Raw genomic sequence first — 23,141 nt, 5'->3', positions numbered from 1 at the left:
GCAGTGAATCCCAAACAAATCCGCAATTTTTATATCAATGAAGAACAGTCTGTTTACTTGCTGTCTCACCATGATGCTAAAAAGCACCGCCAATGGCTTAACATTTGTATTAAACAACTGACCTTGCTTGGTTACAGTGACGTTGAATTGATTGGTTCTGGAGCGTTTGGATTTGTTTTTGCGGGTGTTGATGATGAAGGCTTACCTTGGGTATTTAAGTTTTCACGTATAACCCTCGCGCAAAGTGTGCGTGACCGTTTAGAAGACGAAGCCTACATGCTCTCGCAAGTTAATAACCCGCTGGTGCCCAAATTTTATGCTTTTGAACGCATTAAAAAGCAAGGTATTTTAATGATGGAACGCGCTCTAGGTGAAGACTTAGAAAAAATATCCATCAAACAGGGGCGTTTTAGTGCAGCAAAAGTCATGGCGCTGGCTCTTAGGCTACGCAATGTGCTTGTAGATTTGCGTGAACACAAAAATGGTCTAAGTCCACAGCCAATTGTGCATGGCGATATTAAACCCTCTAATATTGTTTATGATGAACAAACCAATAAATTGGCGTTGGTAGACTGGGGCAGCTCTGTTTATGCACAAATAGACGCTGAAGGGAATCCGGTTGCCAGCAATTTTATGGATCTTATGTCTGCTGATATAAGCACCACGAATGCACGTATGGGTGATGTGTATTTTATTGGTGACGAGCAAATGTCAGGTGGACAATCATCGCCACGATTTGATGAACAAGGTGTTGCCTCAACCCTTTATGCATTAGCCTCAGCTCAATCTTGCCGATTTGGTGCAGCGGTTATTCCGGCTACAAGCTTAAATTTACCTATGGAGCTTGCCCGAGTCATTGATGGTATGCTTTCAAAAAATAAGGCCACTCGCGATGGGGCGGGTGATTATTTTATGCGTAATATGCCTACAATGGCTAAAGCTTACCTACCTGAGCTACCTCGTAAAGTCATTCGCCCTTATATTCCTTATTGGTTTAGTGAGTTTGATGAGCACCCAGATACGGTGGTTTACAGCTCACGTAAGCAATTTTTAAGGCAAGCCGACCACAATCAACAATTACTTGATGTAAATGACGCTCAGCTCGATAGATACTACAAAGAGTTTTTATTTGATACCGGCGACACCGAAAAAGCTTTTCTGGCATCAATAAGCCGTTTAGCTAAATACCCGGTAGTAGGGGGCTTGAGCTTTCATTGGAAAGAAAACTCCCTGTTTGTTGAGTCTTCACTTATTCTGCATGATGAAACACTTGGCACTGCGTTTACCGATGCCATAAACAACACTGTGATGTTGGCGCAGGGAATTGAACAAAAAGGTCTCTTTAAATGTTGCCTGTTTGATGCACGTAAAACCATTCAGCTGGAACGGGATGGCACCGGTGCATTTAAGTTTGAGCATTTACCTGAGCTTGATTATGAAGTAATGGATTTACAAGCCTCAGACGTAACCAGACCGCATTCTTACTTTGAAGATGGTAAAGACCCTGATGAGCAGTTACAGCTCCCGAAAAAGGTCATTAAGTGCGTATTTGAGCTAAACCAAATACACCATACTGGCTGTATAATTTTTGAAGCCTTACCTGATAGGATGAAAATACATCATTACTATCGTTTGCTTGATGCCAGTAAAGAGCCTGAATTTAAACGCTTATTAAGCAAGCTTATGCAATATGCTGTCAATATCACTGATGTCGGTGTGGCAGGCTTTATGAAGCTACCTTACAAAAATACCCGTGAATTTGATTTGTGCACTAAACAGCCTGATGAGTTTTATCCGCGAGATCCAAAAAGAGTGTTAGACATCTGAGCCTTCTGCCTTTGGCTTATACATCGGCTAGTGAGAAAGACAAAATTGGCAACCACCTTTTCGTTCAAAATGGGTAACTGGGCACATATCAGAATGGGATTGTAAGTAGTACTATCATTTACCATTTCCTTTTATAGGTGTTCGGTGGCTAGATTTGTGCTTTATAGATGAAGTGGTAGACGTCAGAGGGAATCAATCTATAAAAGAGCATGATAATTCTCAGAGGTTAACTGAGCTTTAAGATAAGATAGGTTTATCTTACGAAAAAGGCAAAACAACTATAAGGGTTTGGGGATATCTTCCTAAGTGCCATGAGCTTTTTGATACAACCTAATAATTACATGTTTGAATTTATTTAAATAAAAATTACTAACAGTAATCTCAATAATAAGGAACATAACTGATGAATCAATTAACAGAGAAAAGGATTACTTGTCCTTATTGTGGTGAGCAAATAGAAATCTTGCTAGATCCAGCAGACTTGGATCAGCAGTACATCGAAGATTGTCAGGTTTGTTGTAAGCCAATAAACTTTTTAGTTTTTGAAAGCATAGATCAAGAGCTTTCAGTTACAGTATCAAGTGATGATGAAAGTAGTGGTTTTTCTAATTTTTAGAAATTAGATTGTAAGAATTCTAAGTTATGAAATATAAAACCTGCTAAATAGCAGGTTTATGAGTGAGTGACTTTTACTTATGCTCTTCAATTATCTCAGTGATCCCTTCAGCTGAGAGTATCTCTATCCAATAGCCATCTGGGTCTTTAATAAAGGCTAAGCCTTTCATTGAGCCATCGTCAGGTTTTTTAACAAACTCAACATCGTATTTTGCAAAGCGCTCGCATGCTGCGTACACGTCTGGCACGCTAATACCGATATGACCAAAGCCTTTTGGTTCATCATTACCACTGTGGTAACCAGCAAAGCTGTCGTCGTTTTCTGTGCCCCAATTATGTGTAAGCTCGATAAGAGCAGGGCGGCGAAATACCCACTGCGCTTTTTCTTTATCGCTGCCTGTTGGCATGTCTTGCTCATAACCTAAAAAGTACAGCGTAAACTCCATTTTAGGGAAGTCATATTTACCCAGTAACTTCATACCTAAAACGTTTTGGTAGAAATCTAAAGATGGCTTTGGATCTTTAATTCGCAACATTGTTTGTTGCATTACGTAATCTTGCGTTGCGTTTGCGATTTGTTCAGGTGACTCGTTGTAGTTAGACATACACATCCTTTTTAACTCAAATTACTGATGATGCAATCAGTCTAACATAATCAGGTTACCCTTAAATTAATAACAAATATTATTGACGTGTTTAGGTAGCACTTCAATTCTTAACTTACTAACTCACTCATATAAAAAAACCGCCCAACAGGCGGCTCATTTCAACTTATAGCATAAAACTTACAGCTTTTGTCGATCAATTACCCCAAGGGTTACTCGCATTTGAACGCTGCTTACGTGCTCGTGCTTGCTGCTTGGCTTCTTTTTTAGCATGAATGCGTTTGGCGTCGGTAAAACTTAACTCACAAGGATCACCTGGTTTTTGATCAGCAGGGATCACACGATCGCGAGGTGGCAATTCATAGTTTACATCATCAGGGCGTGGTAAGTTTTTAAGACGATACAAATAAAAGTTTTCTACTTTTTCTTGTGCCCATTGGGTTTTACGTAAAAACTTAACCGCAGATTTAACATCAGGATTATTTTTAAAGCAGTTTAGACGCATATAGGCGTGGAGTAATTCCCAGCCATATTGTTCGACAAGCTCTGTTACGACTTGCTCGATACCAACACCTTGCAGTGGGTTGTTGCTGAAAATTTCTTTATTACTCATTAGACTGTCCGGTATTACAAAACTAGGGTAAGTATAATTGCCTTTACCCTAGTTTTATAGCTAACTTGCTAAGAATGTTTGTTTTCGAGCTTATTCTTTGCAATTAACCACAACGCGGCCGCGAATTTCACCTTTTAGTAACGCTTCTGCATTTGCTATCGCTTGTGAAAGAGGAATTTCTTGCGATATGGTATCTAGGTATTGTGTTTCAACAAGCTCGCTTAAACGCTGCCATGCTTCAATGCGGTCTTCTTTAGGACGCATTACACTATCTATACCCATAAGGCTTATACCGCGAAGGATAAACGGCGCGACTGTTGCTGGGAAGTCCATGCCTTGTGCTAAACCACACGCTGTTACAACACCACCATATTTTATTGATGCACAAACATTTGCAAGTGTGTGGCTACCTACTGAATCAATTGCACCAGCGAATTGTTCTTTAGCTAGTGGTTTGCCCGGTGACGAAAATTCATCACGCGATAAAACACGTTTTGCACCTAATTTTTCAAGGTGCTGTGCTTCATTCATGCGGCCTGTTGTAGCAACAACATCAAAGCCAAGCTTGTTTAATAAATAGATAGCAAAACTACCCACGCCACCATTACCACCAGTTACAAGGACTTCGCCACTTTGTGGCGTGATACCTTGTTTTTCTAAAGCAATAATACTTAGCATAGCTGTATAACCAGCCGTTCCTATTTGCATTGCTTGCTTTGGTGTTAAGTTAGCGGGTAGGGGGATCAGCCAATCACTACTCATTGATGCTTTTTCGCTAAGACCGCCTAGGTATTTTTCACCAACCCCAAATCCATTTAATAATACTTTATCCCCTACTTTAAATTCATCACTGTTAGATTCGCTAACAGTGCCAGCAAGGTCGATGCCTGGGATCATTGGAAATGTTCTTACTACTGGGCCTTTACCAGTGATAGCTAAAGCGTCTTTGTAATTTAACGTACTGTAGTCAACATCAATATTTACATCGTGCTGGTGGATATTTTCTACGGGAAAGTCTGTGTACTCGGCATGATAGCCTTGATCATCTTTGTTTATAACTACCGATTTTACTGATGTTGTCATGTTGACTCCTTTTAGACCGATCGTCTTTTAATGGTTAAAATAAAACCGTTTAAAACGGCTTTATAAAATTAAGCGTAAAAATTGTGCTGTATAAAGGGTAAGCGGTTCACTTGATTTATCAAGTTTAGAGCGCATTACTGCACCCTCCCAGCCAATCCAAAAAAATTCAGCAAGCATCTTACAATCTGATGCTTGGGGTATTTGTTTTAGCTTTTTTGCGTCAAGTAAGCACTGTTCAATTAATGCTTGCCAGCTATTGTAAGCCTTTTTGATGCGTTCAATCATGAAATCATCAAGGTAACTGAGTTCTTGGTTTAAATTGCCAATTAAGCACCCACGTGTAAATTCAAATTTTGCCATCCCTTGTTTAGCATCATTTGCAAACAGCACAATTCTCTCAAGAGGTGTTGTAGCTTCGTTTATTAAATGGCGTTTTAACTTTGCTTGAAAATAATTGTCATAAGCATCGATGAGTGCTAAGCCAAAATCATTTTTACTTTTGAAATAATGATAAAAAGACCCTTTAGGCACTTGAGCCGATTTTAAAATTAAATCAATGCCTGTTGCGCTAAAGCCTTTTTCGGTCAATACAGCTAAGCCCGTATTAATTAATAGGGCACGAGTATCTGCATTTGAACGCGCTATTTTGGGTGGCCTGCCGCGACGGCTTGGCACTTTGCTATGTTTTTCCATGACGACTATATTAGACCGATCGGTTTTTAATATGCAAGAATTAATTTGACTAAATTGTAATCATCATAAATTTGTCATGATTACAATTTAAATGGGAACTTTGCTAAAAAAGTGTTGGTCATAATTTAGGAGGCTAAAAAGAGCTGTATCGTGTTTAGCTGAATTTAAGTGTATTTATAGGTCGTTTTAGATGAAGAGGTACGACCACTTAGTCATTTTAAATGTTAATTCATTTGAGCATCAGCATGTTAGTTATTGTCAAACTATTTAATTGTTTTTTGCCATTTGAATTTAACAGTTTTATTAACTATTCATTAAATGTAGATGTCAATTTCGCTACATATCTATAAATATAAAAGGTGAGGATATTACCTATGAAGAGACAGAAAAGAGATCGTTTAGAAAGAGCTCATTCTCAAGGTTATAAAGCAGGCTTGGCAGGCCGTTCAAAAGAACAATGCCCTTATCAACAAATCGACCCTAAATCTGAATGGTTGGGTGGCTGGCGAGAGGCCATTGAAAACCGTAATATGTTCAAAACTTAATATAGGCACCTTATTCACGCAAAAAAGCCCCATCAAGGGGCTTTTTTGTACCTGCTATTTTGTATCTTAAATTAAAGATTAAAACGCAGATGTATCTTGGAAAAGACCTACTTTTAGATCTTTTGCTTCATAAATAACGCGGCCATCGACTTCAACAGTACCATCAGCCATACCCATGAATAATTTACGTTTAATTACACGTTTCATGTCTAATCGATAGGTTACTTTTGTAGCAGTTGGTAAGATTTGACCTGTGAACTTAACTTCACCTACACCAAGTGCACGACCAAGACCCGGGCCACCTGACCAACCAAGGAAGAAACCAACTAATTGCCACATTGCATCTAGGCCTAGACAACCTGGCATTACCGGGTCACCTTTAAAGTGACAGTCGAAGAACCAAAGATCAGGGTTGATATCTAGTTCTGCAACGATCTGACCTTTACCGTGCTCACCACCGTCAGCAGTGATAGAGATAATGCGGTCCATCATTAGCATGTTGTCACTTGGTAAACGACAGTTGCCTTCACCGAACATTTCACCTTGACCACAAAGGACCAATTCTTCTTTTGTATAGCTGTTTTTAGGTTCCATAACTCTTATTCATCGCTTAGAAATTGCCCCGTACTTTAGCGTACACTTGTACGCTAAACAACTCGGAGCAGTTAATTTTTTGCTATTTTTCGCTTGTTTTATGACCATTTAATTAAAGTGTCGCTGATAAAGGTAGATAAAACCGCGCATTGTGAAGTAAAAATCATTATAATTGCTGTGATTCTTTAACCAGTCTAAAGGAAATTTATGATCCTTTTTGTAAACTCACTAACAGTGATTGATTTTTCTTACTTGTGTAATAAACGCGGCGCAGTTGGCGAGAGCTGGATTGTGGATTTAACTCTGCACGGTCAATTAAATGATGAGTCGATGGTCCTTGATTTTGGTTTAGTCAAAAAACAGATTAAGGGCATTATTGATAACTGTATCGACCATAAACTTGCTGTGCCTAACAGTCTAAACGGTTCAATTATAAAGCATGCTGATCACAGCGTGTTAGATTGTCACTTTGGTGATAATTACCACTTAGCTATGAGTGCTCCAAATCAAGCATTTTGTTTAATTGATGCTGATATTGTAGATGAAAAATCGGTAACTGAGTTTTTAATTAAAACTATTATGCCTGAGTTACCTAGCAACATTGAAAAGATTGAAATTAATTTATACCCAGAGCACAGCCAAAGCTTTTACTATCACTATAGTCACGGTCTTAAAAAGCACGATGGTAATTGTCAGCGTATTATTCATGGTCATCGCTCACAAATTGGTATTAGCCTTGATGGTATGGCTATGCCTCGCTTACAAAAAGAGTGGGCAGATAAATGGGAAGACATTTATTTAGCAACAGCTGAAGATGAAATTAATAAATCAGACCTTAAGCATGTAACAGCACAAGATAACGATGTATGTTTTGCTTATACATCACAGCAAGGCTATTTTGAAATGGCGATTGATAAGTCACGCTGCGACATTTTACCTTGCGATACTACGGTTGAGTGCATTGCAGACTACTTAAGTTCACAAGTTAAAAACCAATACCCTGAATCAGAAGTAAAAATTACAGCTTATGAAGGGGTTGGCAAGGGGTCTATAAGTTATGCGTAAAGGATTACTAATAGCAGCATTTGCAGGATTGTTTTCTTTAACTGCAAGTGCTGTTGAATTAAAAGGACATTTAACTCAAGGCGGTTTAGTGACTGGCCAGATTGAAGGTGCTAAAAGTGTTAGCTTAAATGGTGAGCATCTTAAGCTTTCAACAAATGGTGAGTTTGTTTTCGGCTTTGGTCGTGATGCTAAGACAAATCATAGCCTTTCTTGGGTTGATAGGGCAGGTGTAAGCCACGAACAAGCTATTGTAATCACTAAGCGTGATTACAAAATTGATAAAATCACCGGTGTAGCAAAAAAATATGTTTCGCCCCCTAAAGAAGTGTCTGAACGTATTAGCCGTGAAGCTGTAGCTGTACGTAAAGCTAGACAAGTTAATTCTGATTTACGTTATTTTTTAGATCCCGTTTATAAGCCTGCAGTTGGCCGAATTTCTGGTGTTTATGGTAGCCAGCGCTACTTTAATGGTGAACCACGTCGACCACACTTTGGATTAGACATTGCCAATAAAACGGGTAGTCCAGTGTATGCCCCAGTCAGCGGCACAGTGGTTTTTGCTGATGCTGACTTATATTACTCTGGTGGTACTTTAATTCTTGACCATGGCCATGGCGTTACCTCTACTTACATCCATTTAAGCAAATTAGATGTAAAAGTAGGGGATGAAATTAAGCGTGGCGATAAAATTGCTGAGATCGGCGCGACTGGTCGAGTAACCGGCCCTCATTTAGACTGGCGTTTTAATTGGAAGAATGAACGCCTTGACCCTGCGCTAATGATGCAAGATACATTAGCTAATAAAAAGTAGAGACTATGACACAACAAATCGATCGTGACGCTATTATTGCAAAGCGTATTGCTGACTCAACAACATCAGTAACAAAAACTGTTTTTCCTGGCCGTACCAACCACCACAATACTTTATTTGGCGGTGACGCGTTGGCGTGGATGGATGAAGTAGCGTTTATTGCTGCTACACGTTTTTGTCGTAAGCCACTTGTAACGATTTCGTCTGACCGTGTAGATTTTAAAGAAGCCATTCCGGCTGGTACATTCGCAGAGCTTATCTCTAAAGTTGTACATGTAGGTAATACCAGCCTTAAAGTAGACGTTGAAATCTTTTTAGAAAGAATGCACAAAGATGACAAGCACTTAGCTATTTCAGGTAGCTTTACGTTTGTTGCTGTTGATGATAACCACAGACCAACTCCGGTAGTTTGCGATAAAATGATTAACGGTTTCGAATAAGACTTACTGCAGTTTAAAGTGAATTAAGCACCTTCGGGTGCTTAATTTTTTACCGTTAAAGAACACATCATACTAGTTATGTTATATGAATCTATCAGCAAGGAACAAAATATGCAGCTATAAGTAATCAAAGGGGGGAGTGCGATGCGTTTAATATTACTGGTTATTTATATATTAATTATATTGTTGGCTTTTAATCAACTCGAAGGTTACCTGTTTGATTTAGCAGGCGCTTTGCGGGGCGTGCTGATTATATGTAGCTTATTACCTGCAATACTTTTATTGTTATGGAGTAAAAAGCTTTCTTTTTGTTTAGTTTTATTAAGTATTGGCTTAGTTCTATTTCACTTTAAACCTTACTCATCATCTGAAGCTGTTAAAAATTCCGATATCAAAATCGCACAAGTAAATTTGCAATATAGCAATCCTAACTTAGCACAGATCATCGACAGTCAATTTTTAGGTACGCAAAATGATATCTTGGTACTGTTTGAGTTTAATGATACGCAGCGACATGTGCTTTATGAACTCAACACGCAATATCATTTGTTTGGTTATGCTGAAGTTGAAGGGGCACCATTTGGCATTCTTGTTATCTCCAAGCTACCTATTGTGCAAAAGCAAATTAAACGCTTTGATAATCCTAAACTTGGCTATGTAAAACTTAGTTTCTTGTACAATAACATTATGTTAAATAGTGTTTTTTTTCATCCTCCATCACCTAGAACTCATACTTTATGGAGTCAGAGAAATAGGGTATTAAGTGAAGTTAGTAATGAAATTAAAAACTTGAAAGGGAGTTGGTTAGTTGCCGGTGATTTTAATACAGTACCTTGGTCACGGTACTTTATAAAGACTAAAAGCAGTTGCTTTAATCGCGCAGGTTTTTATACAAGTTGGTCTTTCAATAATCAGCGAAGTGATTTAAAAGTTTTGGGTTTACCAATAGATCATTGTTTAGTGAGTGAAGATGTTTCTTTATCTAATGTTGGTGTTAACTCAGTAAACGGCAGCGACCACAAACTGCTGCACTATGAACTCACATTTTCTACGCATTGATTAAATTTAAGGTGACTATTTTCAATTAATATATCAACTAGCATAGTTAGCTCAAAGTTATCCCAAGGTTTTGCGGTAATCATATTAGCTATATTATTGTTAAGTGCACTTTTAGAAGCTTCTAGCTCTGCATAGCCAGTAATCAAAAGGCGAGAGCAGTTCGGCTGTAGCAATTTAATATCCTCTAAAACAGCAAAACCACTGATTGCAGGCATAAGCAAATCACAAATGACTAAACTAATTGGGTTCTTTTTCGCATACTCAATTGCCGATAGAGGGTCGCTGAAACAAATTACATGGTTGTTAGTACCTAATAACCGTTTTAGCGAACGTAAAATTGCTTCATCATCATCGATGATTACAATGTTTTTTTTCATGAATGCGCTCCAAATAAGTGCTTCAAGTCATACAGCATATGTTTAAAGTTTCGTTTATGAGGGAATAGCCAAAAGGCTCTGTTTGAATACATAAGTGCTTTTGAATACTGACCAAGTTCACGGTAGAACTCGCCATAGCATTCACTTAATCGTGCTTTAATTTTTTTTCGTTCATTGTTTGATACAACAGATTGGTTACGATTAATAATTTCGACCATCGCTGCTAATCTATTTTCTCTATTTGATGTTATAGAGTTAGCACGCATTAGATAGTGCATTGCACACAGGGTTGAATAACCTACATAACCTTTTTTAGCTATTTTTAACCAGCAATCTAAATCGGTAGCGCTACTTAACTTATTATCAAAACCACCCACCTCAACAATGGCAGAGCGCTTAACCATGACCGACGAAGTGCCAACAATGTTGGTGGTGATCATTTGGCTTATTGGATTATCAAGAAATTGGAAGTCTGTGTTTTCTTCATTGCATTTAAACTCAGGCCAGTAATCAAAACAGCCAATTATATCTTCGTTCTTTTCATTAAAATGCATGTAGTCAGTAAAACTTAACACGCAATCTGGGTGTTTTTTATGAAATGATAACTGAGCTGCAAGTTTATCTGCTGACCAATAATCATCGGCATCTAAAAAAGCTAAGTACTCTGACTTTGCTTGCGTAATTGCCAGGTTACGAGCAGCGACAACCCCTTTTCTTTGTTGGCTAAAGATGCGTACTTCACTTTTGTCAGCAGCTAGTTGCTCAAGGTATTCTTTGCTGCCATCTGTAGAGCCATCATCAACAATAATGATTTCAAAATTTACATTTTTTTGCTGGTAAATGCTGTTAATACAGGTATCTAGATACTGCAAACAGTTGTAGTTAGGAATGATAATACTGACTTGGCTGTTCATAATATGCTCCAAAAGCATTAATTTACGTATTGAAGGATACGCAATTTAAAAGCCAGCTTTAAATCTGTATTTTCTGTTAAATTACTCAGCCTTTTCTCTTTGTGCGTTGCATTTTGCAAATCTTCGGTAATTTTTTATCTCAATTCGGGAATATTCCGGTTTTTTTGCTGGGTATGGAACTTGCCATAGCTCTTATAACAGTTTTTATAGGAGCGTTTTTATGAAGCACATTGCTATTTTGGTCCCAAGCTTTCCGATTGCATCAGAAACATTTGTTGTTACGGAAATTAAAGCTCTTTTAAATGCAGGGCATAAGGTGACAGTTCTTACATTTGAAAAAACCAGTGTGTTGATTAACTTAACCAGTGCCATTGAAGTTAAAAAAATCACTAAGCCTGCGTTTAAATCAATCTTACCTTCTATGTTTAACATTTATAAGTTAGCGAGGGCAACGTATACAGCAATTCAATTTAAATCAATTTCAACACAATCATTGCTTGCTTATGGTTATCAAATTGCACGCTATATAAAAGCTGCAAACATAGATCATTTACATTGCCATTTTATGCATGGGCCACTTGCATACGGCATCGTTGCGGCAAAACTTGCAGACATTACCGTGTCTTCTATTGGCCACGGCCATGATGTTTATGTAAACAACGCAGACTTAAAACCCAAATTAGCACTTTGTGATTTTTCGATAGCGGTTTGTGAAGAAATGGCTATGCAATTTAAGCGCTTTTCAAAGAGCAATGTTAAATTGTTGCATTGCGGTATCGATACTAGACAATTTAAATTTGTACCATCGTCTCTTAATGAATCTGTGCGTTTGATTTTCATCGGCCGTCTTGTCGAGAAGAAAGGTCTGCAATTTCTACTACCTGCACTTAAGCATATTCCAAAAGAGTTTGGGATAACCCTAGATATAGTAGGGGACGGGCCAATGCTGAATGATTTAATGTATATGGCTGAAGAGCTTGGTATTCGTAAATCTATACGCTTTCTAGGTGAAAAACCTCATGATTGGGTTAGCTCAAACCTAATTTATTATTCTGCGCTTATCGCTCCTTTTTGCGTCGCAGAAAATGGCGACCGTGATACAGGCCCGTTAGTTTTAAAAGAAGCCATGGCTTGTGGCCTTCCTGTACTGACTACCACTTTAATGGGAGCAAACGAAATTGTAACCCCAAGTGTTGGTATGAAATGTATGCCAGGTAGTATCTCTGGGCTCAGCAAAATGCTTTATAAATTTCACCAGCTGTCACCTTATAAACGTTATTTACTTGGTCAAAATGCCAAGCAGCATGTGAATGAGCATTATAACGCAGTTAAACAAGCGCAGCAGCTTTCCAAATGGGTTGAATCTTTATAGGGAGGTTTTATGAGTAGCTTAAAACAAATCGGTTACTTTGCTTTAGCTATTTTTGCAGTAAAAGGGTTTGGCTTTTTGCTTTTACCAATTACAACTCGCTTTTTAGAAAAGAGCGAGTTTGGTGAGCTGAACTTTTTGGTGACCATGTCGGCGCTATGCTCTTTAGTGGTTTCGCTTGGTTTACCTGAGCTACTGCTAAAACAACAGTATCCATCTTTTCGTGAAAAAATGGCGTTATTTAGAGACTCTCTGGTATTAACAATCTGTTTTAGTGCGCTTTTTTTAGGCTGTAGCTTTATATTTAGCGAGCAAATTATTGCAACCTTACCTGCGCAAATAAAGGTGATTGATTTTAGGTTACTTATTTTAAATTTAACTTTTGCCTCGGTACTTGCTATCCCGTATACCTACTACCGGTTATTTGGTTACGCGCAAAAGTATTGTTTTTATAGTATTGCGCATGCTGTCATACAAACTTGTTTAACAATCACTTTGTTAGTTCTTGGTTTTAATGTAACCGGTGTAATGGTTTCAGGTGTTGTCTGCACGTTCATTATTATGTGTTTAACCTTAAGTGATATGCGAAGTGCACTTAAAGTGAGCTATTCTCGCTTTAGCTGGAGAATAAAAAAATCACAGACTGTATTCTTAACTTCAATTATCGCATCAGGTTTGTTTGTTTATGCCGGTAATGGTGCCGAGAACTGGTTCATTGTTGCACAGTTCAACGAGAGTGTTTTAGCAAGTTATTACGTCGCAGCACAATTCGCCATTATAACTTCATTTACCTTTGAGCCAATCCGACTTTGGTGGTTTGCTAAGCGCTTCAGCTTAATTAAGCAAGATAAAATACAATACCAAAATTATGCAATAACCTCATTAAATGCAGGCTTAGCTATGTGTGTTTTAATGAGTTTATTTGCACCCATCGCTCTAAACTCTGTACTTCCTGCTGAATACCATGGCAAAGATAGCTGGCTGATTTTATTAATTATTGTTGTAGCTATTCGTCATCACAGCGATATTTTTAATATAGGTTGCTACATGCACAAGAATGGTGTGTTTGTATCCTTAATTAACTTTATCACAGCACTTTTAGGCCTAAGTCTACTGTATTTTTTAGTGCCCAACTTTGGAGTTGAAGGCGCAATTTTGTCGTTAATTATTATGCAAAGCTTTAAATTAGTTTGCCTTTACTCAGTTAGTCAATATTTCGAACCTCTAAATCTAAATTTTGCTGCATTAATTCCAAGCTGGTTAGCATTAGGCTCTATAACACTGATCACTTTACAGTTTAGCGAACTAAGTTTGGCTAAATGGATTGTATGTTTTATCTATATTGTTGGTTTGGCTTATCAATATAGAGCACTAATTAAGCAAGTGATAAAAAGCTTAATGAAGGAGCATCACCATGCTCAATTACTATAAACAAAATCAGTTATTCATTAATGGCATTTTAGTAACCTTACTTGTAGTTGTTACCTATGCCATTTTGGGCCCAATAGCAGTATTTGCATTGCTGCTATTACCTTTTGCCGCTTTCACTGCAGTAAAGGTAAGTGTGGCTTTTATAATTTTGTTTATTTTATTCAGCTATTTTAGATTACATGAAGCTTTTCCTTTTTTAATGCCTTTTAAAATTCCTAAGTTACTCGCGCTTGCGTCGCTTTTAGGAATAGCCTGGCATCTGTTTATCTCACAAAAGTTAAAGCCACATTGGCATACTAACCATCTGATATTTTTTGCTTGGTTTATTTGGCTGACTGTATGCGTTTTTAGTGCCTCGAATCGCGGTTTAGCGATGGAGTACTGGTCAGGTGTACTAACAAAAGTACTCATTATGGTCTTTGCAATCTCGTGGTGGATGAGCACATTAAAGCATTTTAATGTGGTTAGAATTGGCATCATGATCTCAGGTGCCGCCATTGCCTCAGTTGCCCTGAGTAACAAAATGAATGGTATTGGCCTAGTCGAAGGAACTCGCGTCACTATTTCGCGAGAACTTCGCTCACAGCTCGGTGACCCTAACGATTTATCACTTGTAATGATGTTTCCTGTGTCTTTTTTAGCAGCTGAAGTGTTTGATTCTAATGCCCATAAATTTAGACGCATCATTGCGTTTATTTGCTTAGTTGTTGCAATTAGCGGTGTTATTGCCACGCAAAGCCGAGGTGGGTTGCTTGGCATTGCTGCTGTACTTAGTTTCTTTATTTACCAGAAAGTTAAAAATCCTGTCGTGGTCTGCTGCATTGGTGCCGTGGGCATGTTAGCCATGATTGCTTTTGCAGGGATTGCAGATAGGCAGAGCGGTGGCTCCCATGAAGGCGGTGTTGATGAATCTGCTATGGGCCGTATTTATGCATGGCAAGCTGCAATCAATATGGCAATACATAATCCATTAACTGGGGTTGGGGTTAATAACTTTGTCGTTAATTACTATTTTTATAGCCCACATTGGGATGGCAAGAATCATGCAGTACACAGTACATGGTTTCAGGTATTAGGTGAAACAGGTATCGTCGGAATATGCATTTTTGTGCTTGTGATTGCCTGTATTTATCGCACCTTGAACCGTGTGTTCTTAATGAATAAACAGATTAATGACAAACAAATTGATGTAAATGCGAAAGCGCTAAAGGGCGGCCTAATTGGCTTTATGGTGTCAGGAACCTTTTTAACTCAGGCATTTACATGGCCTATTTATATCATTCTTGCTTTAACTATTGCCTTAGAAAAGCTTGTAATCGATAAACAAAGGGAGAGCTCACATGAGTGAAAATATTAAACAATGGCTGAAATCAAGTGACAGCCCATTTGCAAAATCGCTTTTTCAATTTGCTAAATCGATTCGCAATCCGCAAATGTGGGTGATCCCAGGTATTCATTCATTTATATATAAACTGCATTTATTGGTTAAAACTGTAGTGAGTGAGCTTGGGCGCATTTTTTATTACACACCACTATTTAAAAGCCAAATTAAGGGCTCAAAAGCAAATTTATACCTGTATTCTGGTATGCCGCAAATTTTAGGAAAACTTGAAATTAGCTGTAATGACAACACACGAATTAGTGGCATCAGTACTTTTTGTGGGCGTAGTCATGGTAGTTACACACCCAAACTTATAATTGGCAGTAATGTTGATATTGGCTGGCAAAATGCGTTTTCTGTTGGTCGAAAAATTGTTTTAGAAGATGATGTTCGCCTTGCAGGTCGGGTATTTTTAGCTGGTTTTCCTGGTCACCCTCTAAACTCTGAAAAACGTGCTCTAGGTGACCCTGATGATGAATGCCAAGTCGGCGATATCATTATCAAACAAGGCGCTTGGATAGGCACCGGCGCAACTGTGCTTGCAGGTGTAACAATAGGCGAGGGTGCTATAGTTGCTGCAAGCGCTGTAGTTACTAAAGATGTGCCAGCAAATACAATTGTTGCTGGCAATCCAGCAAAAATTGTTAAAGAGCTGGAGGATTCGCTATGAAATTTATTGTATTCGGCGAAGACTGGCAAAGCCATCCAAGTAGTACACAGCATCTTTTCAGACAATTAGCGAAAAAACATCAAGTTATTTGGATTAACTCTATTGGTATGCGCAAACCAACTCTTCGCTTAATTGATGTAAAACGGGTATTAAACAAATTAAAAAGCCTCTTCTTATCAAAGTCCTCAAGACCGAAAACGACGACAACCAAAACTGGCCAGAATATTAATTTAAGAGCACACACATTAGCGGTTTTACCATGGCACGATAACTTTGTTGTAAGGCTATTTAATCAATGGATTTATAAACGAAAAGGCTTCATAGATGATGAACCAATTGTTTATTGGCTTAGTGTGCCTACTGCAATTAGTCTAATCTCACCGCGAGCGCAGGATAAAGTCATTTATTACTGTGGAGATGACTTCTCGGCTCTTGCAGGTGTCGATCATAAGATGGTTGCGCCTTTTGAGAGCGAACTTATTGAAAAAGCAGATATTATTTATGTTGTTAGTGAATATCTTGCCTACAAAATGCCAAAATCTAAAGTAAAAATGCTTTCTCATGGGGTCGATTTAGAACTATTCACCACGCAAACACCGAAAGCCTCAGAACTTGAACAAATAAGCAGACCCATTATTGGCTTTTATGGCTCCTTAAATGCGTGGCTTGATAAAGCCTTATTATTAAAACTAGCCAAAGAGAGACCTATGTATCAATTAGTATTGATAGGCCACATAGTAGAAAACTTCTCTGAGCTACTAAAGTTAGACAATGTAACCCATATACCGGCTGTAGAGCATGATCGTTTAGCTTCATTTTCTCAGCATTGGCAGGTATCTATCTTGCCATTTGTTGATAATGAACAGATCAGGGCCTGTGATCCACTTAAATTAAAAGAATACATAGCCACAGGCACACCGATTGTCACGACACGCTTTGCTGCGGTTAATCCGTACCAAGAGACCATATTAATAGCAGACAACCACCGGGGCTTTATTGAGCGTGTCGACTATGCTGTAAGCCTAAGTAAATCAAACAACTTGAATTGGCGAGCAAACCAATCTCGGCAGGCAAGTGATCATAGCTGGCAAGCAAAAGCCAAGCTAGTCTGTAAACAACTTAGGTTTTGCTAAACAAACCTTTCAACCCAAAGCCGCATCTTGTATCGATACAAGATGCGGCTTTTTACATTTTGGCTCACTAACTGCAATTAACCAACTATCTATAGAAATCTCGGTTGTTTTTATCAATTTGCAAATTAAAACCGAGCAATTTCGCAAAATGCAAAGCAAAAGGTAAAGTATGTTAGTTAAAGAGCAGATCAAACGGTTAATTTATTTAGGGCTTTATGCGCTTTACACGCGTATCAAGCTCTTTATTATTCCGTTTTGCATTGTGCCAATCGTCGTCATTGCGCTTGGCTTATCTGCACAAAAACAATATACCAATCACGCAACCATTTTAATTGAAGAGTCTGCACTACTTAACCCTTACTTAGATGATCTGTCTTTTTCGTTTCAGCTTTCTGATCGTATGGCAGCGCTGCGTACCTTAGTTATCAGCCGTAAGGTACTTATTGCAGTAGCAAAAGAAACCCAATTAATAGCTGAAGATGCAACACCCAAACAAGTTGAAGAAATCCATCAAAAACTATCTAAAGCCTTATCACTTTCGTTAATTGGTGATGAGCTGGTCCGCATAAACTTTATTTGGCATGACCAATCACAAATGAAGCCAGTGCTTGAAAAGGTTGTCGAAAAATTTATTGAACGTTTATTAGCACCTACAAAGGCGTCACTTGATACTTCTGAGCAGTTTTTCTTTAAGCAGCTGGATAGTTTACGCGAAGAACTTGAATTATCTGAAGAAGCACTGGCTGATTTTAAAACCAAAAACAGTAATACCTTACCCGATGTATTACATAGCAATCGCCAAACCTTCGACAGCTTACTAAGCGAAAAACAACAAAAGCTGATTGCTCTTTCAGGCGCTAAAGCAAAACTGAATGCCTTAGTGAGTAAAGTAGGGCAAGCCAATCCAATTTTAGGCAACTTAGAAGAAAAGATAATTCGTACTGAATCAGAATTAAGTCTTTTGAGAACACGTTATACCGAAAAACACAGCAAAATTATTGAGAAAAAACGCACCCTTGCAAATTTAAAAAGCCGCCAACAAGCGTTGTTAGCATCAAGTGAAGAGCTAGACACAACGAATCTTGATCAGTTATGGCAAATGGTTAATACGCTGCCGTCTGGTGATGGTAAAGAGAGCAGCGTTTTAGTTTCACAACTTCTTGCGCTTGAAGAGGCCCGCAACAACTTACTTCAGCAAGAACAAGAATTTGCAATGCTCGAAGAGCAAGTGCAGCTTGTCAGTGAACGTCTGTTAGTAACCAGTGATGTAGAAAAACAATTACGTAAACTAGAGCGTGATTACGATGTTAAACAATCACTTTATAAAGACATGCTGAGCCGTTACGAAATGGCCAAAGTTACGGGCAAATTAGTTAAATACGAAGGACCTGACAAAGTTAAAACAATTGAGCGAGCTTATAGCCCAACACAACCTATCAATACATCAATGCTGATGACCGTTATCGTTGGCATTGTGCTTGGAATTTTCACAGGTAGTGCAAGCGTATTTGTTGCTGCACTTTGTGACAGTCACTTAAAAGATATTAAAACCATCGAAAAACTTACCAGCACAGAGGTGGTAACAGTACTTCCTATCGTCAATGCCGAATCTAACTTCGGTAATATTGAAGGAGATAAATCATGAATGTCATGCACTTAGTTCAACACCTACAAGTAGGTGGCCTAGAAAAAATGGCAATTACTTTACTCAAAAACAGTCAATTTAGTAGCTCGAGTATTATTGTTTCTCTTGAAGGAGACAGACAATCAGCTTTACAGCAATGGCCTGAGCTAGAACAGTTTAGTCATCGTGTGATTTGTTTAAATAAAAAACCAGGCGTCAGTATTTCTGTAATCGCCAAAATAAAGGCATTAATCAAAGAGCATAATATCGATATTATTCACAGCCATCATGTTGGTCCTGTTATCTATGCTGGTATTGCTTGTGCGTTGACCGGTGATTCAGTGCGTCATATATCAACTATTCACGACGCGTGGTATTTAAATAATGTTAAGCAATGTACTTTCACTAAATTACTGGATTTATTTACAAATATTTATTGGGTTGCTGATGCACGTATTGTTGCTGACGAATTTAGAGCTAAAACATCAATCATTCCTGAGCGCACAATTTTAAATGGTATAGATTGCGATACCTTTGTGGCTATAAATAAAACAACGGCTCGAAGTCAGCTTAACTTACCCCACACAGCTAAGTTGGTTGGCTGTGCGGCCAGGTTAATTGAAGGAAAAGGACACAAAGATCTTATTCATGCATTGCATTATTTACCTGAAGATTACCATATGGTGTTTGCTGGAGATGGCGATCAAAAAGTCATTTTAATGAATTTAGTACGTAATTTAGGGCTTAACGAGCGTGTGCACTTTTTAGGCAACGTTCACGATATGCGAGCCTTTTATTCGAGTATCGACGTGATGTGTTTATATTCACAGCGTGAAGGTTTGCCATTATCGATTATTGAAGCTATGGCGTGTGGTATTCCGGTTGTAGCTTCCGATGTTGGAGGCATTCATGAAGTTCTTACTAAGAATGAAGGTGAACTTGTGTCTCCTCACGAATTTAACAAACTTGCACCGGCTATTTTAAGAGCAAGTAGACTTCCGCATGGTTTATGTATTCGTCATCACGCTATTGCTATTGCGGATGCCAGAACCATGAGTAGTAAATACGACAACTTATATTCTGCTTTAGCAGTATAGGAGCCGAACATGACAATTTTTACTACATTATTCATCCTATTAATGTGTATTGCCGCATATCATCATTTGGGCTACCCATTTTTGCTAAAGTGTGTTGCAGGCAAAAAGCAAAAGCCAAATCAAAAAAAAGCTTTTGATGAAAATAACAAGCCTAATATTGCTATTTTGATGTGTGCTTACAATGAACAACAGCATATTGCAGAAAAGCTTTATAACCTAGCATCACTAGTATATGACACTCATCATTACTCCATTCATGTTTATTTTGATGGCTGCACCGATAAAAGTTATCAACAAGCTCTAAAAGCACAGCAGGTAATACGTAAACAAGGCATACAGTGTTACTTTCATTTTCGCGATGAAAACCAAGGTAAAGTACATGGCTTAAATACTTTGATGGGCTTGGCCAAGTACCATAATGATATTTTACTGTTCACCGATGTCAGTGCCTTACTGAGCATTGATGCTTTAGACAAAGTTTCTAAGCAATTTAGTGATCCTCAAGTTGCAATTTCGACAGGTATTTATACATTAGATGAAAATGCACCAGATGCGCAAAAAGCCTACTGGCAGTACCAAAACCAAGTGAAAAAATCAGAGTCAAACCTTGGCGCTGTGATTGGCGTACCAGGGGCAATGTTTGCCATGCGAGCTGAGTATGCAAATGAATTAGAGAAAAACACCATTAACGACGACTTCGTGCTATCAATGAAAGCTTTAAGCAAAGGTGGTAAAGCCGTTGTTGATGAAGAAGTAGTCATTTACGAGCGAGAATGCGATGAGCAAAGTGAGGATTATAAACGCCGAGTAAGATTAGGTGCCGGTAATTGGCAACAAATAAAAGCGCTTTTTTTATTACTTAACCCGCGTTTAGGGTGGACTTGTATGAACTTTTTCTCGCACAAAGTATTACGTGGGGTTATGCCAATTATTTTAGCCTGTATTTATGCTTGTGTATTTATAGAGGCTATCGTCACGCAATCTGTATGGTCACAATTGATTGCTACAGGCATTTTGTCACTTCACGCAGTACAAGCTGTTAAAACACTATTCGCCTTTAAAAAACGCATTCCTATCGTCGATAAAGTTAATTACATCTTAAATAGCTACTTTTTAGCACTTTGGGGGATCATTCGTTATGAACAAGGTTACTTCGACACCCCTTGGCAACGTGTAAAATCTGCGAGTAAAGCACAAACCAAGTCTGTTATTAGAGTCATCAAACGAAGCCTAGATATTGCAGGTGCCTTATTTGCGTTAAGTCTAGTTTGGCCTGTTTGTTTAATTGCAGCGCTGGCTATAAAGCTTACATCTAAAGGTCCTATCATCTTTAAGCAACTTAGAGTGGGTGAAAGCTCAGATGACTTCGTTGAGTTATTTTATGTTTATAAGTTTCGCTCTATGGTTGTTGATGCTGAGTCGCGTTCTGGTGCTGTGTGGGCCAGTAAAGATGATCCAAGAATAACGGCAGTAGGGCGCTTTATGCGTAAAACACGAATTGACGAACTTCCGCAATTAATTAATGTGCTCAAAGGCGAGATGTCATTAATTGGCCCAAGGCCAGAGCGTCCTGTTTTTTATGGTAAATTAGAAAAAGACATCCCATATTTTTGCCAGCGTACTTACGGGGTTAAACCAGGTATTTCTGGTCTTGCTCAAGTGATGAACGGTTATGACGAAACCATAGACGATGCACGCAGTAAAATTGGCTGGGATTACGCCTATTCACTGAGTATGTCATCACCGCGTGCTTGGGCGAAGCTTGAGTTTTCAATTGTGGTTAAAACATTACAAGTTGTCTTTACAGGCAAAGGGCAGTGATACCAATCCACGTCTTTTTTATCAAATAAATTAAGCAAATCACGTTGCATAATGCAAATTAACAGCAAAAAGTTAATTGCATTATGCATCACCCCATCATTTAGCCTTTAAATTTCAACACCTTATAAACTGGCATTTTAGTTGAACTAGTTACTATGACTAACCAATTTAACTAAGGTGAAGATCATGGCTAACAACACATCATTTTCTAACGATACCAAACTAATTTCACTACCTAGTGACTTTTCTGGTCTAGCCGTCGATGGCTTTAAAGATCAGTTTGAAGAGGTTGCACATGGCAAACAGCAAAGTGTGGTACTCGATTTTAGCTCTACTACATTTATTGATTCATCTGGCATTGGTGCCATGGTGTTCTTATATAAACGGATTGAGAAAAAAGGGCAAAAATTATCACTGCTTAATGTGTCTGGGCAACCACACAAACTAATGAGTCTATTAAGAGTTGATAAGACGATTCCATTTATCGAACAAGCTGATATCGCGTGAGGTGATTTATGAAGCACATACTATTTACAATCATTTTGCTAACGCTTGGTGGATGTGCTTCTTGGCCTGATGAGGGGCAAGGAGGCTGGGCAGAAAAATATCAAAATTATCCGCTTACTGATGAACAACACGAGATGATCTATGACACACAAGAAACCGTGGTGCTAAGCGAATTTCAACATCATGTTTTAAAGTTAGATTTATTAAAAGCACAAGGGATACAGCAATGTATGCCAGCACAACTGCTAAAAGCACAAATATACGAAAACCGTATAAGACGCCTAATAGCAGCGCAAATGTGGTCTGATGCTGAGCATGATTTACTTATTCACTATCACGGTTTAAATCAGCTTGCGAAGCACTTTGAAACTGTTAATGCGATGAGCCAATGTGCAGGCGTTACTGATACTGAAAAAAAGATGACAGCATCACTTAAAGACCAGATCAATGAGCTTTTAAATAGTGATAACCAGTTCTCGTTTAATGATTTTCAGGTTACTCCTAAATACATCACACGTTTAGCACAAGCGGCTGACTTAATTAAACAAGTTGATGAAGTTAAATTACTGCTTGTTGGTCATGCTGACATTAGTGGTCAGCAACAAAACAACTATGAGTTAGCACTTAAGCGTGCAGAAACAGTAAAACACTGGCTAGGTATTTATGGTGTAAACCCAGCGACAATAACAACCTTAACGCAAGGTAGTTTAACGCCTTACAGCGACGAACCTGACTCACGTTCTAAACGTCATTCAGATAGACGAGTAGAGGCAATTATTATTGACATGAGTGACGATAAAGCCACTAAACAAAAACATGCATTATCCCGCTGGACTAAAATCTTAAATGGTCCTAAGGAGCAATAAC

At 38.4% G+C, this 23,141-nt stretch carries 24 protein-coding genes; 17 read left to right on the top strand and 7 right to left on the bottom strand.

The annotated features are described in order from the left end of the window. The first annotated feature begins 3 nt into the window (after positions 1-3). Positions 4-1,827, top strand: coding sequence for a protein kinase domain-containing protein (locus tag QUE86_RS16025; protein WP_167657640.1), 1,824 nt, complete (start codon positions 4-6; stop codon positions 1,825-1,827). A 403-nt stretch (positions 1,828-2,230) separates the two neighbouring features. Then, positions 2,231-2,443, top strand: coding sequence for a CPXCG motif-containing cysteine-rich protein (locus tag QUE86_RS16020; protein WP_130051471.1), 213 nt, complete (start codon positions 2,231-2,233; stop codon positions 2,441-2,443). A 73-nt stretch (positions 2,444-2,516) separates the two neighbouring features. On the opposite strand, the gene gloA is transcribed toward QUE86_RS16020, so the two are convergent. The 4 genes from gloA to acuR form a co-directional block, all read right to left on the bottom strand. Then, positions 2,517-3,047 carry a lactoylglutathione lyase gene (gene gloA, locus QUE86_RS16015; protein WP_130051472.1) on the bottom strand — a complete coding sequence of 177 codons (531 nt, stop codon included), beginning with the start codon at positions 3,045-3,047 and terminating at the stop codon, positions 2,517-2,519. A 196-nt stretch (positions 3,048-3,243) separates the two neighbouring features. Further along, a complete protein-coding gene (locus QUE86_RS16010; RefSeq protein ID WP_130051473.1) occupies positions 3,244-3,660 on the bottom strand; it encodes a VF530 family protein in 417 nt (138 codons plus the stop codon). Between the two features lie 90 nt (positions 3,661-3,750). Then, positions 3,751-4,743: an acrylyl-CoA reductase (NADPH) gene (acuI, locus tag QUE86_RS16005; protein WP_130051474.1), complete on the bottom strand. Its 993-nt coding sequence runs from the start codon at positions 4,741-4,743 to the stop codon at positions 3,751-3,753. Between the two features lie 60 nt (positions 4,744-4,803). After that, entirely contained in the window at positions 4,804-5,436 is a 633-nt protein-coding gene (gene acuR, locus QUE86_RS16000) for an acrylate utilization transcriptional regulator AcuR (protein WP_286258431.1), read from the bottom strand. Positions 5,437-5,810: 374 nt separating this feature from the next. On the opposite strand from acuR, the gene rmf reads away from it, so the two are divergent. Next, positions 5,811-5,981, top strand: coding sequence for a ribosome modulation factor (gene rmf, locus QUE86_RS15995; protein WP_036968408.1), 171 nt, complete (start codon positions 5,811-5,813; stop codon positions 5,979-5,981). 78 nt (positions 5,982-6,059) lie between these two features. Here the strand turns inward: rmf and fabA are convergent, their stop codons facing one another. Next, positions 6,060-6,575 (bottom strand): bifunctional 3-hydroxydecanoyl-ACP dehydratase/trans-2-decenoyl-ACP isomerase, encoded by a 516-nt coding sequence (gene fabA, locus QUE86_RS15990; protein ID WP_130051476.1) that lies wholly within the window; start codon positions 6,573-6,575, stop codon positions 6,060-6,062. Positions 6,576-6,782: 207 nt separating this feature from the next. On the opposite strand from fabA, the gene QUE86_RS15985 reads away from it, so the two are divergent. From QUE86_RS15985 to QUE86_RS15970, 4 genes are all read left to right on the top strand, one after another. Next, positions 6,783-7,640 carry a 6-carboxytetrahydropterin synthase gene (locus QUE86_RS15985; RefSeq protein WP_130051477.1) on the top strand — a complete coding sequence of 286 codons (858 nt, stop codon included), beginning with the start codon at positions 6,783-6,785 and terminating at the stop codon, positions 7,638-7,640. Further along, the gene (locus QUE86_RS15980) at positions 7,633-8,451 is read left to right on the top strand and encodes a M23 family metallopeptidase (protein ID WP_286258428.1); all 819 of its coding nucleotides are present in this window, start codon (positions 7,633-7,635) and stop codon (positions 8,449-8,451) included. Before QUE86_RS15985 ends, QUE86_RS15980 begins: the two co-directional genes overlap by 8 nt. 5 nt (positions 8,452-8,456) lie before the next feature. Continuing rightward, positions 8,457-8,891 (top strand): acyl-CoA thioesterase, encoded by a 435-nt coding sequence (locus QUE86_RS15975; RefSeq protein ID WP_063705312.1) that lies wholly within the window; start codon positions 8,457-8,459, stop codon positions 8,889-8,891. Between the two features lie 144 nt (positions 8,892-9,035). Beyond that, a complete protein-coding gene (locus QUE86_RS15970; protein ID WP_286258420.1) occupies positions 9,036-9,950 on the top strand; it encodes an endonuclease/exonuclease/phosphatase family protein in 915 nt (304 codons plus the stop codon). On the opposite strand, the gene QUE86_RS15965 is transcribed toward QUE86_RS15970, so the two are convergent. Both QUE86_RS15965 and QUE86_RS15960 read right to left on the bottom strand, forming a co-directional pair. Next, entirely contained in the window at positions 9,923-10,327 is a 405-nt protein-coding gene (locus tag QUE86_RS15965) for a response regulator (protein WP_250660910.1), read from the bottom strand. The two genes, QUE86_RS15970 and QUE86_RS15965, sit on opposite strands and share 28 nt — an antisense overlap. Then, entirely contained in the window at positions 10,324-11,241 is a 918-nt protein-coding gene (locus tag QUE86_RS15960) for a glycosyltransferase family 2 protein (protein ID WP_167657646.1), read from the bottom strand. The genes QUE86_RS15965 and QUE86_RS15960 overlap by 4 nt, the downstream gene beginning before the upstream one ends. A gap of 220 nt (positions 11,242-11,461) precedes the next feature. On the opposite strand from QUE86_RS15960, the gene QUE86_RS15955 reads away from it, so the two are divergent. The 10 genes from QUE86_RS15955 (at position 11,462) to QUE86_RS15910 (ending at position 23,140) form a co-directional block, all read left to right on the top strand. Next, positions 11,462-12,613, top strand: coding sequence for a glycosyltransferase (locus QUE86_RS15955; RefSeq protein ID WP_286258414.1), 1,152 nt, complete (start codon positions 11,462-11,464; stop codon positions 12,611-12,613). 9 nt (positions 12,614-12,622) lie between these two features. Next, on the top strand, positions 12,623-14,041 hold the full coding sequence (locus tag QUE86_RS15950; protein WP_286258412.1) for a lipopolysaccharide biosynthesis protein: 1,419 nt from the start codon (positions 12,623-12,625) through the stop codon (positions 14,039-14,041). Further along, entirely contained in the window at positions 14,025-15,389 is a 1,365-nt protein-coding gene (locus QUE86_RS15945; RefSeq protein WP_286258411.1) for an O-antigen ligase family protein, read from the top strand. Before QUE86_RS15950 ends, QUE86_RS15945 begins: the two co-directional genes overlap by 17 nt. Next, on the top strand, positions 15,382-16,092 hold the full coding sequence (locus tag QUE86_RS15940) for an acyltransferase (protein WP_286258409.1): 711 nt from the start codon (positions 15,382-15,384) through the stop codon (positions 16,090-16,092). Before QUE86_RS15945 ends, QUE86_RS15940 begins: the two co-directional genes overlap by 8 nt. Beyond that, entirely contained in the window at positions 16,089-17,225 is a 1,137-nt protein-coding gene (locus QUE86_RS15935) for a glycosyltransferase (protein WP_286258407.1), read from the top strand. The genes QUE86_RS15940 and QUE86_RS15935 overlap by 4 nt, the downstream gene beginning before the upstream one ends. A gap of 169 nt (positions 17,226-17,394) precedes the next feature. After that, positions 17,395-18,870 (top strand): GumC family protein, encoded by a 1,476-nt coding sequence (locus tag QUE86_RS15930; RefSeq protein ID WP_286258405.1) that lies wholly within the window; start codon positions 17,395-17,397, stop codon positions 18,868-18,870. Next, complete coding sequence (locus tag QUE86_RS15925) at positions 18,867-19,946, top strand: glycosyltransferase (protein WP_286258403.1); 1,080 nt, start codon at positions 18,867-18,869, stop codon at positions 19,944-19,946. The genes QUE86_RS15930 and QUE86_RS15925 overlap by 4 nt, the downstream gene beginning before the upstream one ends. A 9-nt stretch (positions 19,947-19,955) precedes the next feature. Further along, positions 19,956-21,767 (top strand): sugar transferase, encoded by a 1,812-nt coding sequence (locus tag QUE86_RS15920; protein WP_286258401.1) that lies wholly within the window; start codon positions 19,956-19,958, stop codon positions 21,765-21,767. A 186-nt stretch (positions 21,768-21,953) separates the two neighbouring features. Beyond that, a complete protein-coding gene (locus QUE86_RS15915; RefSeq protein WP_054561490.1) occupies positions 21,954-22,274 on the top strand; it encodes an STAS domain-containing protein in 321 nt (106 codons plus the stop codon). 8 nt (positions 22,275-22,282) lie between these two features. Beyond that, positions 22,283-23,140, top strand: a complete 858-nt coding sequence (locus tag QUE86_RS15910; RefSeq protein ID WP_286258399.1) for an OmpA family protein — start codon at positions 22,283-22,285, stop codon at positions 23,138-23,140. Position 23,141 lies beyond the last annotated feature (1 nt).

Source organism: Pseudoalteromonas apostichopi (genome assembly GCF_030297135.1).
GTDB classification, from domain to species: domain Bacteria; phylum Pseudomonadota; class Gammaproteobacteria; order Enterobacterales; family Alteromonadaceae; genus Pseudoalteromonas; species Pseudoalteromonas apostichopi.
This window is presented reverse-complemented; position numbering and strand designations above follow the sequence as displayed.